Source organism: Bacillaceae bacterium S4-13-56 (assembly GCA_040191315.1).
Classification (GTDB): Bacteria; Bacillota; Bacilli; order Bacillales; family JAWJLM01; genus JAWJLM01.
In genome coordinates this window covers 1-14909 of the sequence record JAWJLM010000092.1, presented here as the reverse complement: position 1 = coordinate 14909, position 14909 = coordinate 1, and the positions used below count along the sequence as shown (strand labels likewise).

At 37.5% G+C, this 14909-nt stretch carries 15 protein-coding genes; 7 read left to right on the top strand and 8 right to left on the bottom strand.

Features of this window, described 5'->3' with window-relative positions:
• Positions 1 to 22: 22 nt before the first annotated feature.
• Entirely contained in the window at positions 23 to 277 is a 255-nt protein-coding gene (locus RZN25_16450) for an Hsp20 family protein (protein ID MEQ6378404.1), read from the top strand.
• Between the two features lie 11 nt (positions 278 to 288).
• Positions 289 to 606, top strand: a complete 318-nt coding sequence (locus RZN25_16445) for a spore germination protein (GenBank protein MEQ6378403.1) — start codon at positions 289 to 291, stop codon at positions 604 to 606.
• Positions 607 to 693: 87 nt separating this feature from the next.
• Here RZN25_16445 and RZN25_16440 read toward each other — a convergent pair whose 3' ends face one another.
• From RZN25_16440 to RZN25_16410, 7 genes are all read right to left on the bottom strand, one after another.
• On the bottom strand, positions 694 to 1761 hold the full coding sequence (locus tag RZN25_16440) for an ABC transporter permease (GenBank protein ID MEQ6378402.1): 1068 nt from the start codon (positions 1759 to 1761) through the stop codon (positions 694 to 696).
• Between the two features lie 16 nt (positions 1762 to 1777).
• Positions 1778 to 3265 carry a sugar ABC transporter ATP-binding protein gene (locus RZN25_16435; protein ID MEQ6378401.1) on the bottom strand — a complete coding sequence of 496 codons (1488 nt, stop codon included), beginning with the start codon at positions 3263 to 3265 and terminating at the stop codon, positions 1778 to 1780.
• Positions 3266 to 3355: 90 nt separating this feature from the next.
• On the bottom strand, positions 3356 to 4393 hold the full coding sequence (locus tag RZN25_16430) for an ABC transporter substrate-binding protein (protein MEQ6378400.1): 1038 nt from the start codon (positions 4391 to 4393) through the stop codon (positions 3356 to 3358).
• Between the two features lie 140 nt (positions 4394 to 4533).
• Positions 4534 to 5532 carry a Gfo/Idh/MocA family oxidoreductase gene (locus tag RZN25_16425; GenBank protein MEQ6378399.1) on the bottom strand — a complete coding sequence of 333 codons (999 nt, stop codon included), beginning with the start codon at positions 5530 to 5532 and terminating at the stop codon, positions 4534 to 4536.
• A gap of 26 nt (positions 5533 to 5558) precedes the next feature.
• Positions 5559 to 6365: a sugar phosphate isomerase/epimerase family protein gene (locus tag RZN25_16420; protein MEQ6378398.1), complete on the bottom strand. Its 807-nt coding sequence runs from the start codon at positions 6363 to 6365 to the stop codon at positions 5559 to 5561.
• A gap of 324 nt (positions 6366 to 6689) precedes the next feature.
• Entirely contained in the window at positions 6690 to 7694 is a 1005-nt protein-coding gene (locus RZN25_16415; GenBank protein ID MEQ6378397.1) for a Gfo/Idh/MocA family oxidoreductase, read from the bottom strand.
• A gap of 25 nt (positions 7695 to 7719) precedes the next feature.
• Positions 7720 to 8709 (bottom strand): LacI family DNA-binding transcriptional regulator, encoded by a 990-nt coding sequence (locus tag RZN25_16410; GenBank protein MEQ6378396.1) that lies wholly within the window; start codon positions 8707 to 8709, stop codon positions 7720 to 7722.
• Between the two features lie 186 nt (positions 8710 to 8895).
• Between RZN25_16410 and RZN25_16405 the strand changes: the two genes are divergently transcribed.
• Positions 8896 to 9864, top strand: a complete 969-nt coding sequence (locus RZN25_16405; GenBank protein ID MEQ6378395.1) for a sugar phosphate isomerase/epimerase — start codon at positions 8896 to 8898, stop codon at positions 9862 to 9864.
• 286 nt (positions 9865 to 10150) lie between these two features.
• On the opposite strand, the gene RZN25_16400 is transcribed toward RZN25_16405, so the two are convergent.
• Positions 10151 to 10387, bottom strand: a complete 237-nt coding sequence (locus RZN25_16400) for a hypothetical protein (protein MEQ6378394.1) — start codon at positions 10385 to 10387, stop codon at positions 10151 to 10153.
• A gap of 516 nt (positions 10388 to 10903) precedes the next feature.
• Between RZN25_16400 and RZN25_16395 the strand changes: the two genes are divergently transcribed.
• Genes RZN25_16395 through RZN25_16380 form a run of 4 tightly spaced genes read left to right on the top strand, consistent with a single transcriptional unit; the run spans position 10904 to position 14907 of the window.
• Entirely contained in the window at positions 10904 to 12373 is a 1470-nt protein-coding gene (locus tag RZN25_16395) for a spore germination protein (GenBank protein ID MEQ6378393.1), read from the top strand.
• A gap of 23 nt (positions 12374 to 12396) precedes the next feature.
• Positions 12397 to 13503, top strand: a complete 1107-nt coding sequence (locus RZN25_16390; GenBank protein MEQ6378392.1) for an endospore germination permease — start codon at positions 12397 to 12399, stop codon at positions 13501 to 13503.
• Positions 13500 to 14741, top strand: a complete 1242-nt coding sequence (locus RZN25_16385; protein ID MEQ6378391.1) for a Ger(x)C family spore germination protein — start codon at positions 13500 to 13502, stop codon at positions 14739 to 14741. Before RZN25_16390 ends, RZN25_16385 begins: the two co-directional genes overlap by 4 nt.
• Before the next feature lie 4 nt (positions 14742 to 14745).
• Positions 14746 to 14907, top strand: a complete 162-nt coding sequence (locus RZN25_16380; protein ID MEQ6378390.1) for a hypothetical protein — start codon at positions 14746 to 14748, stop codon at positions 14905 to 14907.
• Positions 14908 to 14909 lie beyond the last annotated feature (2 nt).

Here is a 14909-nt window from a genome sequence, read left to right as displayed (position 1 = left end):
GTAACAACTTTATTGCGAAAATGTGAACAAAAGGCCGTATGCTGTATGTTGGTGGGGACGGTTCTCGCCAACACTTCCTGGAGAGCTTACGCTGGCAGAAAGTGAACTACCTCAGGATGTTTATGAAAGAGAGATCCCTTTGCCACAATCAGTAATGACTGAGAATTATACATCTAGTTTAGAAGATGGTGTATTGAGTTATACGTTCCATAAAAGAAAAAAACAATCAAAGGATAAGGATGTAGATAACCCGATTAACATTCCTTTTCATTTTTAGGATAGGAGGAGATTCCTATTTCAGACTTAGAAATCAACATTGGCAATTTTAAAGTCTTGCATATGTCCGGGACCTCTTCCTTGGTAGTGGGAAAGGCTACCTACGAAGACTTAAGTAGCCAATCAAAAACGACGAACGGAGTTGGCAGTGCTTACGGAGATGGTTCCTATATTAATATGAGTCCCTACAAATCATCGGTAAATGATCCTGATTATATTGATAAAGTGGAGGGCGAATCCAATGAGTTCTTACAATATTTTACGAATCCAAATTCGTATCCTCCCCAATCTTTCGATGCACCTTATCGAAGAAATCAAGATAAAAAATAGGTATGAAAATGTTTAATCTTGACCGTTTCAGGACCTAAAGAGAACGGAAGATGTAAACATTTTCATACCTTGTTTTCAAGACCTATATTATGAGGTCTTTTCTTTTCGTTGAAGTAGGACAGCCCCTATTACAATGAAACCTTTAAATGCTTCCCTTAAAAACGGAGGAACCCCAAACAAATTCAACAGGTTATTCATGACAGCAATAATTAGCATTCCATAAACTGTACCCAAAATAAATCCTCGTCCTCCACTCATACTTGTTCCACCTACAACTGCAGCTGCGATAGCATCCATCTCCATTCCTCTTCCTGCGTTAGAAAAATCCATGGAACCGATTCGAGAAACTTGGATGATGGCTGCGATGGAAACAAGAAATCCCATGAGTCCGTAAACTTGAAGCTTAACTCTATTTACATTGACGCCAGATAGCTTAGCAGCTCTTTCATTTGAACCAACAGCAATGATTTGACGACCAAATGTGGTTCTCTTAGACACATAGTATAAGACATAAGCAATAACTGCCCAGTAAATGATGGGCATAATCATATAATTTCCCATTCTAAAACTAGCAACCTGCAGAAAATCCATTGGTACTGTTGTATTATAGCCTTGCATAAAATGCTGGGTAACACTTCTAAAAATCATCATAGCTCCCAGTGTGGCTATAAATGGCGGGACTTTTCCTTTCGTTATGCTTGCTCCAATAAGTAAGCCTAAAATGTACCCAAAGAGGAGAGTCAGAAGGATCGTTACAATAAATGCAGGGATCCCTTCCAGTCCAATCATACCAAGCAATCCTCTATTCCCCGTATCTAATAGTATCATAGTAAATGCTCCGGTTGCCACCAGGGTTGAACCCACGGCTAAATCAATACCACCGGTCATTATAACAAATGTCATCCCTAAAGCGACGATACCAATCCCAGCATTATTTCTTAGGATATTAATCCAGTTATTCGTCCAGGACTGAAACCATGCACCAAAGGAATCATAATCAAATCCCAACACTAAAGTTTGTAAAATAATCATAATAACCAATGCCATTGCTGTACTAAACAGCGGTTCATTAGACCATTTATAGGCGAACCACGTAAAGAAATTCCTTCTTTTTTTCTTACTAGATTGCTCCATAACTGGCTTCGTTTCCATCATTTTCTCTCTCCCTTACTTAAGTCAGCTGCCCACCTGTAGCAAGACTCATGATATTATGTTCATTCATTGCTTCTCCCTCAACTTCCCCTTGAATGATACCGTGATACATAACAAGGGATCGATCACATACACGAATGATTTCATGTGCTTCACTAGAAAGAACAACAACTGCGATGTTTTCATTAGCAAGTTCCAAAATGATATCATAGATATCTTCCTTCGCTCCCACGTCAACACCCTGAGTAGGGTTATCTAGGATTAGCAATTGTGGATTGGCGGCTAACCATTTGGCAAGGACAACTTTTTGCTGGTTACCACCAGATAAGCTTGCGATACTATCTGTGATTTCCCCCATTTTTAAACGTAAAGCCGAACGTTGCTCCTCAAATGTCTTTTCGTGTTTTTCACGATTAATAATTCCTTTTTTAGAAAATTTAGGCCAAGTAGCAATCGATGCATTTTCAATGATATTCATATCCTTGATGATGGCATTTTCCTTTCGATTTCGAGGAAGATAAGCAATTCCTTCTTTAATGGCTTGTGTGGTACTTCTTATAGTAACCTCCTTGCCATTCAGAAAAATTTTCCCCGAAGAAATTTGATCAGCTCCAAAGATCGATTGAAAAAGCTCACTCCGTCCATCCCCAAGTAGTCCGGTTACACCCAAAATTTCTCCAGCATGAACGGAAAAGCTTATATCTCTGAAGTTAGGGTCAAATGTAAGATTCTCAACTCGTAAAACTTCATTACCAGCCTCTTTTTTCCGGCGTAGAGAATCCGTTCTAACGTCATGACCAACCATATAATGAGCGATCTCACGCGTTGTGACCTCTTGAACTGTCCCTTCTGCCACTAGAATCCCGTCACGTAGGACAAGGTATCTATCACAAACTTTCATAACCTCATTTAACTTATGAGAAATAAAAACAATACCGACATTATATTGTTTTAATGTTTTCATCATATGAAAGACTCGTTCTATTTCTTGATCGGTTAAGGCGGTGGTTGGCTCATCCATGATGATAATTGATGCATTCGTCATCATAGCCCTACAGATTTCAACGATCTGCTTATAGGATGAATCTAGATCCCGAACCATCTTTTTAGGATCTAAATCTACGTCCATTTGCCGAAAAATATCTTCCGTTTTTTTAATCATTGCTTCTAGGTCTAATGATCCTCTTCGGGTTTTTAATTCTCTTCCTATAAACATATTTTCATAGATTGGTAAATCGTTGATTAAGTTTAGTTCTTGATGGATAAATGCAATTCCCGCTTCCTGGGATTGGGCCGGATTCGTAAAATTCATTATTTTGCCATCCACCACAATAGATCCCTCATCCATGGAGTGTACTCCACCCAATATATTCATTAGAGTTGACTTTCCTGCCCCATTTTCACCGAGCAAAGCACAGATTTCTCCACCCTGAAGTGTAAACGATACATCCTTAAGCACATCGTTGCTTCCGAAAGACTTCCGAATATTATTCATCTCAATAATCATGAAATCACCACACCTTTTAAGAAAAAGCTCTTTTGTAAAAGAGAGGCTATAGCTGTGCCATAACCCCTCCGTATCTTTATTACTAGTAGATTAATATGGAGAATTCTCATCTAGGAATTCTTCATAATTGTCGCGGTCAACAATAGTGGTTGGGATAATGGTCTCCATTGGCATGTCTTCGCCTTTTAGCACTTTAAGGGCTACATCCACAGCATCTTTAACCATAGCAGGGCTGTATAGAGCAGACTGAATCCAAATATCTTCATTTCCCGGCATCAATTTGAAGTATTCCTGCATTCCGCCTCCACCAGTAACGACCTTAATGTCAGTTCTTCCAGCTTCACGGATGGCTTGTAAAACACCAATAGAAGTTTCATCATCCATAGAGTAAACAGCATCAATCTTTTGATTAGCAGTTAAGATATCAGCAAAATCCTTTAATCCACCCTCACGTGTAAATTGAGTTGCATAGGTTTCTAGATTCATATCAGGTGCAATTTCTTCAATTGTTTCTACAAAACCTTTCTTACGTAGTTCAGATACAGATCCAGCAGATGGAACCTCTAAAATAACAACATTTCCTTCAGTGCCAATTTTGTCAACGATATAGTGGGCCCCTTGAATACCCATATCCTCGTTGTCACCAGCTACACGGTACACTCCTTCAGCATCAATAACAATATCAAAGTTGACGATTTCAATACCAGCGTCTAAAGCACGTTGAATAGGAACCTCCATACCTTCCCATTGTGGGAATGCAACGATGGCCTCTGCTCCCCACGTCATCAAGTCATCTAATTGGGCAGTCATTTCCTCGGCATTACTACTTGTTTGAATCTGGTAATCAATCTCATCAGACAATTCTTCCGCACGAGCTTCGGCATGGTAAGCAACTGCAGCTACCCAACCATGAGTAACAGCAGGAGCAAGAATACCCACTTTATACTTTTCAGCCTCATCATCTCCTGTATTTCCTGAGTTATTTCCTGAATTATCGCCTGAGTTATTTTCGGTGTTGTTTGTCATATTGTTTTCTGAATTTCCCCCTGATGTCTCATCATCTCCACATGCACTTAGAAAAGGTACCATGAGCAAGACCAAAACGAACAACAGTAAAACTTTTTTCATTGATATAGCCCCCTTAATAATTTTGTCAAATCTATTAAAAATAGATTAAAACCAAGACCACAAATGACAAACTCCTATACGACAAAACTATCCAATATAATAATACGTTTTCATTTTAAAAAAATAAGTAAATTACACCTCTAAACCCCAATTTTTCCACCTGTTTCTAGCGAAGTTTCAATAGCTTTTAGAAGTTTAAGGGTGTATAAAACATCTTCCAAAGGAATAATCGTATTTTCTTCATGATTTTCTAAACAGCACACAAAATATGAAAGCTCTTTCATAAAGGCATCTGCCTTCTTAACCTCTATAGTTGTTTTATTCTTTTGGTGATAATAGACTAATTGTTCTTCACTCTCGTTTATATTTTCAATATTTCCCCCTGCAACTACAAGAAAATCTATAGCACTGTTCCTCGTTTGCGCCCTTAATGCCATCGTAAAAGGATACCCTAAAGGCATTCTTTGAGAGGCCTCCACAAAAGCTTTGGCACCATTGTTAAATTGAAGAGTTGTCATGATATGATCCCAAGCCCCAAATGAATTTTGATTTCCGACGGCGTATACCGACGTAGCTTCACCCAGTAAATAAGTTAAATAATCAATATCATGGATATGAAGATCAAATAAAGCACCACCACTTTTCTCAGGATATTGGAACCAATCACTCCATTGCGGAACCTGCCCTAATCTCTTGGCCTGAACCATTTCGATATCCTTTAACTTTCCATTTTCACTATATTCTTTTATCATTTGGTACTCAGGCCAAAATCTCAGAACATGCCCGACAAACAATTCAACTTGATGCTTTTCAACTTCTCGTACAATTCTTTCGGCAGATTCTAGCGTCAAGGTTAAAGGTTTTTCACAAATAATATGTTTCCCTGCTTTTGCAGCTTTCACAATATATTCCTCGTGTAGAAAGGTTGGTAAGCATATATCTATGACATCAATCTCTGCATTTTTTAAAAGTAAATCATAATTATGGACATAAGATCCTTGAAAGGTTTGGAGGACATCTTCATCCTTCACTTCTCTTCTTGTCAAAATGGATACGACTTCTGCGTTTCTCACCTTCTGATACGCCTCTAAATGAGCTTTTCCTATAAACCCTAAACCAACTAGCCCAATTTTTTTCATCTCTCTTTCAACCTCCTTATAATCTACTAACTTAGTAATTTGGAAAGATAGTTGAAAGATCGTTGAACACTTTCATTTACTTCGTCTAAATTTTTAGGACCGGCTGGAGTAAACTCTACTTCAACGCTAATTGGACCTTTATAGTTTGCTTTTCTCAGGGTCTGAAAAATTCGTTCAAAGTCTAAATCACCATCCCCTATGGCGGGAAAATTCCATTCGTTGTGAGCACCACGCTTATCTTTTAAGTGAATAAATTCAATATAATCGGCAGAGGCTTCTAAATCGTCATAAGGCAATTGATTCCCGTAAAATATAACATTCCCAGTGTCATAGTTAATTTTCACTCGGTCGTTAAGGGATTGTGATAAACGTTTGAGAGATGTACCAGTTGCATAATTATTCCCATGTGTTTCAAGAACCAAAATCTTATTATATTTTTCACACTTTTCAATAATAGGTTTTAAATTTTTAATTAAAACGCTTTCATCGTCGATAACATCTTTGTCCCCATGAGCATCTCCTGTTGCCGTTACTACATAAGGGCAATCAAACTCAAGAGCCAAATCAATACTATTTAATAGATTCTGGATCCCCTCTTCTCTCATCACGTTACTATGAGCACCCAGTCCAATACATTTCATTCCATACTGACGAAGTAATGCTTTCACATCGTTGATTTCCTTTGCCGACATTTCAGGTAAAACATGTGCCGTATGATCTTTGACTGCAGCTAACTCAATCTGTTTAAAACCAGCAAGGCTTGCTCCTTTCATCGCTTCTTCAAGAGAGAAACCGTGATAAGTGTTGGAATTAATCGCAAGCTGATGTAACATATCATCCCTCCTAGATATTATGATGTAATTGATTACATAAAGTGAAACTTCAATCAGTGGGGGTTTTCTTCATCCCCCACTGATTGTTAGTTGAACCAATCGGACATTTATGGGCAGTTTATCCCCCACCTACTCTTTTCGTTTCACTTAAGCCTTGAGGGGGGGATTACTGCCCGTTAATGCGGGATAATGGATGTAGTTGGTTGACTTCATCAGTGTTACTAAACTAGTGAGATTCGTTATCATTATTTTATGTAATCCGTTACATAAATAATATAAGAATTTTAAAATTCAGTCAATTTATTTTTACTAGAGTAACTCTCTCTAAGACAACATCTTTTCAATCACCTTTAATGTTTTTATTGCTTCTTCCCCTGTTACCAAGGGTTCTTTATCATGGAGGATATAATCAATAAACGCATCGATTACCCCGGAATTTGTTTGATTATCATTAGTTTGAATCGGCTCTAGTTCATATTTGATAACGGATCCATCTTTGTTCTCTACAATTAATTGATGGATTGGATCATGATAAATTTTAATAATTCCCTTTTGGCAATAGATAGTGGTTGAATTATCTTCGGTACCATAGTACGTCCAAGAAAAAGCAGCTGTCCCCAAGCGTCCCTTTTTTGTTTTTAAAGCACATACAACATTATCACAAACCTCAATGGGATTTCCGTATTCATCCACCTTATCAAGTGCTCCTTGGAAAGACAGAACCTCTTCGATTTCATCTTGCAAGAGAAAATGGAGAAGATCAATTTTATGGATACCTAGATCACCAGCAACACCAGAGTGGGATCGTTCTTTTTTAAAAAACCAGGTGGAGTTTGACTTATTCACTCCCCAGCTTTCAGGTCCTTGATGGCCAAAAGTGGTTTGGAAGGTTAGAACCTCACCTAATTCCTTACTCTGAATGAGCTCCTTCGCTTTTTGATGAGCTTTGTTTAAACGCTGGTTCTGCCCAACCATTAACTTTTTTCCAGACTTACGTTGCGCATCAAGGATTAGTTCGGCATGTTGAACACTTATAGCTAATGGTTTTTCACACAATACATGTTTTCCACTTAAAAGAGCTTGAGAAGAGTGGACATGATGCACCTCATTAGAAGAACAGTCGCTAATGGCTACAATGGTGGGATCTTCATACAATTCCTCCAATGAGTTAGCAACCCGTCCTTCGAAAAGGTTAGCAAGTTCCTCAGCTCTCTCGATATTACGATCATAGAAGACAATCTCATCTACCTCTGGGTTTGCCTTGTATTCAGGCGCATGGCGATGTTTCGTGATCGACCCACATCCGATGATTCCAACATTAATTCCCATTATCTTATTGCCTCCCTTAAATCTATTAACCCATCGTGGATTGGCGAATAATCAGTTCGTAATCCAAAACCATATTTTCCACCTTGTATCCCTTAATACGATTAATGAGCATCTTAGCTGCTGTGGTACCCATTTTATACATAGGCTGTGCTACCGTCGTTAAAGTTGGATTGGTCATATTGGAAAAATTGATATTATCAAATCCAACAATAGCTATATCATCCGGAGCTTTTAAACCACATGTATTCATTTCCTTAATAACACCAATAGCCAAAGTGTCTGAAACGACAAATATACCTGTTGGTTTTTCATCCGTCTGAAGTAACATTCTCATCGCGTGAACTCCATTTTCAAAGTCAGGCTGAGAAGTGTTATATATCCATTCTTTGCGAATAGGAAGACCGAATTCTTCAAGTGCTCTTTCATAGCCCTTTCTCCTCTGTCTTGCGTATAAGAATTTTTCATCAGAGTTAATCATTGCTATCTTCTTATTCCCTAATTTTATTAAGTGCTTGACTGCATGATAAGCTGCGAGTTCACTATCAATGGTGACGTATGGAATGGTACCACCCTCTTCATATTCACTACAAAGAATAACAGGAAACTTCTCAGCAAGTTCATTTAGCTTCACCATATTAACGGTCGGATCCATGGAGATCACACCATCAGCTAATTTGTTCTTTACCATATTAAAGTAAATGTTTTCTCGTTGAGGGTTTGAATCTGTTTGACAGAGAAGGATATTATAATGATTTTGAATGGCTATATTTTCTATACCGTTGATTATTTCAGTATAAAAGGGGTTTGAAATACTAGGGATTAAGACCAGTAAAAGTCGACTTTCTGAGTTTCTCAGATTTCTCCCCAGCATACTAGGTTCATAGTTAAGCTCTTTAATAGCATTTTCGACTTTAAGTCTTGTTTCCGGTGTGACAGCCCCAATATTATTTAAAACCCTAGAAACCGTCGCTACAGAAACACCCGCTTTTTGAGCCACTTGTTGAATATTGGCCATGATGCTTCCTTCTTTCAATAAAAAGATGATAATCTTTGTAATCGATTACAATTGGATTATAGATTTTTCTGACTAATTTGTCAATATGGTGAAATTGTTTATCTATTCATAGTTGATAAAGGGAATTTTTAAGCTATAATAGAATGTAACGGATTACAAGAAATCTTTTCTTTGGGAGGTAGTTTGATGAAGCTAGGGGTTTTTACGGTTTTATTTTCAGATAAGAATTTAGAAGAGATGTTGGATCATGTAGCTTCAAAAGGGATCGAAGCAGTGGAACTTGGAACAGGCGGTTATCCGGGAGATGCCCACTGTAAGATTGATGAATTATTGGATGATCGTAAAAAGCAGCAGGAATTTCTAAACAAAATGGCTAGCAGGAACTTAACTGTAAGCGCTTTAAGTTGCCACGCTAACCCACTCCATCCACAGAGGGAAATCGCAAAGGAAGCCGATGAGCTTTTTGAGAAAACGGTTAAGTTAGCAGGTCAGCTTGGCATTCCTGTTGTAAACACCTTTTCTGGCTGCCCCGGGGACCATGAAAATGCTAAGTATCCAAACTGGCCTGTCTCTCCTTGGCCAAATGATTATCAGGAAATTTTAAAATGGCAATGGGAAGAAAAAATCATACCGTACTGGAAGGAAAAAGCAGCCTTTGCAGATCAGCATAATGTAAAAATCGGTTTAGAATTACATGGCGGTTTTTCTGTACACACCCCTGCTACGCTATTGAGACTTCGAGAAGCCTGTGGCCCGGCTATTGGAGCAAATCTTGACCCTAGTCATATGTGGTGGCAAGGAATTGACCCAATTGAATCTATTAAAATACTAGGCCGTGAGAATGCCATCCACCATTTTCATGCAAAGGATACAATCATTGATCAACCAAATATGAATCGAAATGGACTAACAGACATGACTCCTTACTCTGACATGCAAAATCGTTCCTGGTATTTCCGTACCGTGGGATTTGGTCATAATTCAAAGGCCTGGGCAGACATGATCAGTACCCTACGTTTGTATGGTTATGACTATGTCGTCAGTATTGAGCATGAAGACGGACTGATGTCTATTGAGGAAGGGTTCAGTAAAGCTATTCAAACTCTTCAGCCTGTAATGGTTAAAGAATCTGTTGGAGATATGTGGTGGACATAGGAACTTATATTAATAAATTCAGATGATTCCTCCACTTGAGGAATCATCTTTTTATTTGAACACTTTATGGTGATTGGCACCTAAATGAACGTTTTATTACATTACCATAAAAAGCAGCACATAAATGGATCAAATAGCGCTGACAACTCTGGAATTCCCTCCCGGTATAGGGCGTTTATTCGTTCTCCAATTACAGTGTTCACCATATTCTTTCGATAAAGCTCTGTATCCCCACCACCAATCACGATTCAGAGCAGGAAGAAATGATATTACTAGTTTTTTCTATTCATTCTTGACTAAGAGAAAGATAAACAGAGTCATGACCACCGTTTCCCTCTAATTCAGAGGTATACTTTTCCATATATCTCTCCCATCCCTCTCTTTCCAGAAATAAGATGGCTACTTTACCTTTGCTAGAAAGGGCTAGGTCGGCAAATCTTTTTCCTAATGTATATGTAAAAGGCGGACTACCACCAAATAAAAATAGATATTTACTTTCCATTAAATCAACCTCAGACGCCAAGCTGAAATTCCCTAATGATTTTAACATAAATTATTATACTGAATTTACAGTGAGGTCTACATCTAAAGAATTTCAAAAAATAAGGAGACTGCCACCTCTCCCCTGCAATCTCCCTCACCCAAAACTCTACATTTCTCCCCCCATACCGTTTGGGGGAAAGCTTTGTGATTTTTCTTTTTTAATTGTATTTTCTAATTCTTTTTCCTGAGCATCGTATTCCTTAAAATGAATAGATCTTCTATAATCTTGTCTGCGTTTATCCAACCATATCATAAAAAAGAAAAATAAGATGACAATGATTCCCCATAAAAAGTTTGAAAGTTTGATTGCCCCTCCTTTTAGACAGTTCGCCACCTAGCCTAATTTTCAACACAAATTCTTTTTTCTTTATATATATTTATGGTCACTATACAACATCGGTTCTTCCTTTTCAGCAATAAACGTCCATTTATTGGATATTGATTCATTTGTCGGGCAAGCTAAGGTTAGAAATTTTTTGTAAAGGGGGTCACTACCATGCAACGTTCAGCTGATAAAGAAAAAAAGCTGTTCCATTCAAGAATTGAAGAATTGAAGGATAACTTTAAGTTCCCCACTAATACAGACTTCATGGTTCGTGAACTATACATATCTGCCATAAAAAAAGATGCTATCGTCCTTTACTTAGACTCTATGGTAAATGCAGACAAAATTGAAAAAGCCATTATCGGACCCCTTTTAAAAACTAAGCAGGACTCTGAAACGGAATTAGATAAATTTATAAAAAATACGCTCCCTATGGAAAAAATCAAAGTTTACAAAGATCTTAAGGAAATAAATGGAGAATTAATTAATGGAAACACCATACTTATTGTGGAGGGCATCCAAGAGGTCTTTTCCTTGGGTACGACGTCTTTTGCCCATCGACCTGTTTCTATTTCTCAAAATGAAAGTGTAGTAAAAGGGCCTAAGGAATCGTTTACGGAGTCTGGTCAGGAAAATAGATCTTTAATTCGAAAGAAAGTTCGAAATCATAACTTAATTATGGAAACGATGGAAGTTGGAAAGCGTTCTATCAATACTGTTTCTGTTGTTTACTTAGATGATTTAGCTAATGAAAAGCTTGTCAAAAGTGTGAAAGCAAGGATTCAACATATTAATGCAGACATGGTTTCAACGATTGAGGAATTGGAGCAGTATATAGAGGAAAGATCCTTTTCTCTTATTCCAACCGTACTTTATACCGAAAGACCTGACCGCGCGGCTCATTTTATCGAAGAAGGCTACGTTGTGGTAGTCATGGATAATTCTCCGGCATGTCTCATCTGCCCAGCAACCTTTTGGTCCTTTTTCCAAAATCCAGAAGATTATTATTTAAGATTACCCTATGGAAATTTCAGTAGGCTTGTTCGTTTTTTTGCTTTTTTTGTTGGTTTATTCACACCAGCCATTTATATTTCTGTGACCACTTTTCACACAGAAATGTTACCTCCTGACTTACTCTTGGCCATTGCTGGTTCTAGAGAGCTGGTTCCCTTTCCAGTTATTATGGAGATTATCATGATGGAAATTGCTTTTGAAATTTTAAGGGAGGCAGGAATAAGAATTCCTAACCCAATAGGTCCTACCATAGGTATTGTGGGGGCTTTAATCCTTGGCCAAGCAGCTGTAGAAGCAAATATTATAAGTCCTATCATTGTAATTGTTATTGCCATTACCGGGCTATCTTCCTTTGCATTAGGAGATGTCAGTTTTAACTACATGCTTAGAATGGCTAGATTTATCTTTACTATATCTGGAGCAGTTATGGGATTCTTTGGAATGATTTCTAGCGTGATTATAGCCATTGCCTATATGGCAAGCATGAAATCTTTTGGAGTTCCTTACATTTCACCTATAGCTCCTTTCTACAAATCATCAAAGGATACCCTATATCGATTACCTATTTGGATGGAAAGGCTTCGTCCCGCTTTTGTTAAACCGAAGGATGTTCGTAGAAAACCATAAGCTAATAGCAGGAGAGATTCACAGTGGATAAACTCAACGATCAGTCGAACGGAAATATAGGAGCCCGTGAATTCGGCGCTATTATCATACTCACCCTATCTACAAAAGCAACAGACTTTACTACCTCTATTTTATTTGAAGATGGTTATAATGCTGCTTGGATGATTCCAATTGTTTCCGTTCTTTTTTTGATTGGACCTCTCCTTATCTTGTATAAGCTACTAAAAGAATACCAATCAAAAAATTTAATTGAATTAATAAACGAAATACTTGGGAGAAAGATTGGTTCACTTATTGGAATTTTACTATTATTCCTTGGGTTAGCTGCCACCGTTTTTGACAGCAGAAGTTATGTAGAGATTGTGGGAAGACTCTATTACCCCCAAACACCTACAATAGTTCTTTACTCAATGTTATTAGGTGTAAGCTTTTACATTGCGAAACATGGATTGGAGACGATTGGAAGGGTTGCTGTCCTTTCTTTTCCTTACATTAAAGCCATGATTGTTTTATTGGTGGTACTTGTTTTAAAGGATGTGAAATGGGGAAGAATTTTTCCTATTTCGGGAGCAGGTTGGACAGATATTGTACAGACAGGATTTTTTAAACAATCCATCTTTGCAGATATGTTCTACTTTTCTTTATTTTACCCATTTCTTAAAAATGATAAGAGTTTCAAAAAAGGGGGACTCATTTCCTTTGGAATTGTCATTGTGGAATTTGTTTTCTTTTTAATTTTGTACGTTGGCATTTTTGAATACCCTACCGTACAACAGATCACATTTCATTTTCACGAACTCATTCGTTATGTGGAAGTTGGACCGTATTTCACTAATCTTGAAATAATCTATTTCATATTTTGGATGGTTGGAGCCTTTATTCGATTCGCTATCTATTTATATATGATCTCTTTACTATTTGGAACAATATTTAAAATAAAAGAGTTTGAACCGCTCATCCTAAGTGTAAGTGCATTAGTTCTCTTATTAGGGATGTTACCAAATAACCTAGTAACCAACAGTTATTTGTTATGGAACAGCTACCTACTCCCTACCATATCCGTTACTATTCCTGTCTTAATCTTCCTTTTATGGGGGGTATCTAAAATAAGAGGAGGGGCTAAAAGATGATCAACCAAAATTTTTCTAGGATCATCCTGCTTTTTACAAGCCTTTGCTTTGTCTTGAGTGGTTGTTGGGACAAGAAAGAGATCGAAGAAAATGCTTATGTCATTGCTATTGGACTAGACCCTTCGGATGCTGGGGGAATAAAGGTAACCTACAATATAGCCAATCCTCAAGTAGGTTCTGCTAAAGGAGTAAATGTAGATGAACCTCCCGCGTCAATCGTCTCTTTTACGGCACCTGATTTAACTGTTGCAAGAGATACCGCCAACGCCTTTGTAACAAGAAAAGTAAATTATAATCATACAAAAGTGCTGATTGTATCTGAGGAACTTGCAAGAAAAGAGGATTTTTTCAATTATATTTCAATTGCTGTCAAAGATCGTGAGCTTCAACGAGACCTTACTGTAATTGTTACTAAAGAAAAAGTAAGCGAGTTTTTTGATAAAAATAAACCCGAACTTGAGACTAGACCGCACAAATATTATCAATTTATGGTTAATCGAACGAAAGAAACTGGTTTTGTTCCCGTATCTGATCTCCATAGATATATGCAAAAAACCGAATTAGATAGTGATTTATTTTTGTCTCTCTATGCAACAGCTACTCCTGAAAATCAAAAATACGGCAACGAAGATGAATACTTGGCTGGTGAAATTAAGCAAGAATCAGGCAATCCTACTCAAGTCATTGGTTCAGCTGTTTTCAAGCACGGTAAAATGATTGGGCTATTAACAGGAGAAGAAACAAGAATGGCTCTATTATTAACACCCAAAGCAAAAGACTTAGAAACGATGCTTACGTCCTACCAGGATCCATTGGATGAAAAGCACCGGATCTCTGCTCAAGTGTCGAAACCAGAAGGAACGGAAATCTCGATGGATTTTTCTAAGGACCCCGTTGAGATCAAAGTTAATATTCCTCTAAATATAGAAATTGTCGGAATCCCAAGTTTAATTGACTACGCAATAGACATGGATAAACAGATGTTATTGGAAAAAAGCATAAAGCAACAAATAGAAAAAAAGGCAATGGAATTAATCAAAAAAACTCAAGAAGAATTTAAAGGACAACCTTTTTATTGGTCTTTACCTGGACGTAAATATTTTAGTACGGTAGAAGAATGGAAGAATTATGATTTTGATGAAAAATATAAAGACATGAAAGTGGAAGTAACTATTGATATCACACTGGCAGGATTTGGCGAGCAAATCACAACTCCGAAATACCCGAAAAAGGAATGATTACATGCTAGAGATCATCTTTTGGTTAATCATGCTTTATATAGCTGCCTACACATTTTCGTATGCAAGGCAAATCAATAAAGATAAAAATAAAATTGGAGCATTCAGTGTCGGGGCTCTTGCTCTAACCATCATTGGCCTTTTGTTCTTTATAAAACTAAAGTGAAC

Coding starts and splice junctions, on each gene's coding strand:
- RZN25_16430 (MEQ6378400.1), bottom strand. CDS start 4,393: ATGAAAAAAGTTTTACTGTTGTTCGTTTTGGTCTTGCTCATGGTACCT.
- RZN25_16415 (MEQ6378397.1), bottom strand. CDS start 7,694: ATGGGAATTAATGTTGGAATCATCGGATGTGGGTCGATCACGAAACAT.
- RZN25_16395 (MEQ6378393.1), top strand. CDS start 10,904: ATGCAACGTTCAGCTGATAAAGAAAAAAAGCTGTTCCATTCAAGAATT.
- RZN25_16385 (MEQ6378391.1), top strand. CDS start 13,500: ATGATCAACCAAAATTTTTCTAGGATCATCCTGCTTTTTACAAGCCTT.
- RZN25_16410 (MEQ6378396.1), bottom strand. CDS start 8,709: ATGGCCAATATTCAACAAGTGGCTCAAAAAGCGGGTGTTTCTGTAGCG.
- RZN25_16440 (MEQ6378402.1), bottom strand. CDS start 1,761: ATGATGGAAACGAAGCCAGTTATGGAGCAATCTAGTAAGAAAAAAAGA.
- RZN25_16420 (MEQ6378398.1), bottom strand. CDS start 6,365: ATGTTACATCAGCTTGCGATTAATTCCAACACTTATCACGGTTTCTCT.
- RZN25_16405 (MEQ6378395.1), top strand. CDS start 8,896: ATGAAGCTAGGGGTTTTTACGGTTTTATTTTCAGATAAGAATTTAGAA.
- RZN25_16425 (MEQ6378399.1), bottom strand. CDS start 5,532: ATGAAAAAAATTGGGCTAGTTGGTTTAGGGTTTATAGGAAAAGCTCAT.
- RZN25_16380 (MEQ6378390.1), top strand. CDS start 14,746: ATGCTAGAGATCATCTTTTGGTTAATCATGCTTTATATAGCTGCCTAC.
- RZN25_16435 (MEQ6378401.1), bottom strand. CDS start 3,265: ATGATTATTGAGATGAATAATATTCGGAAGTCTTTCGGAAGCAACGAT.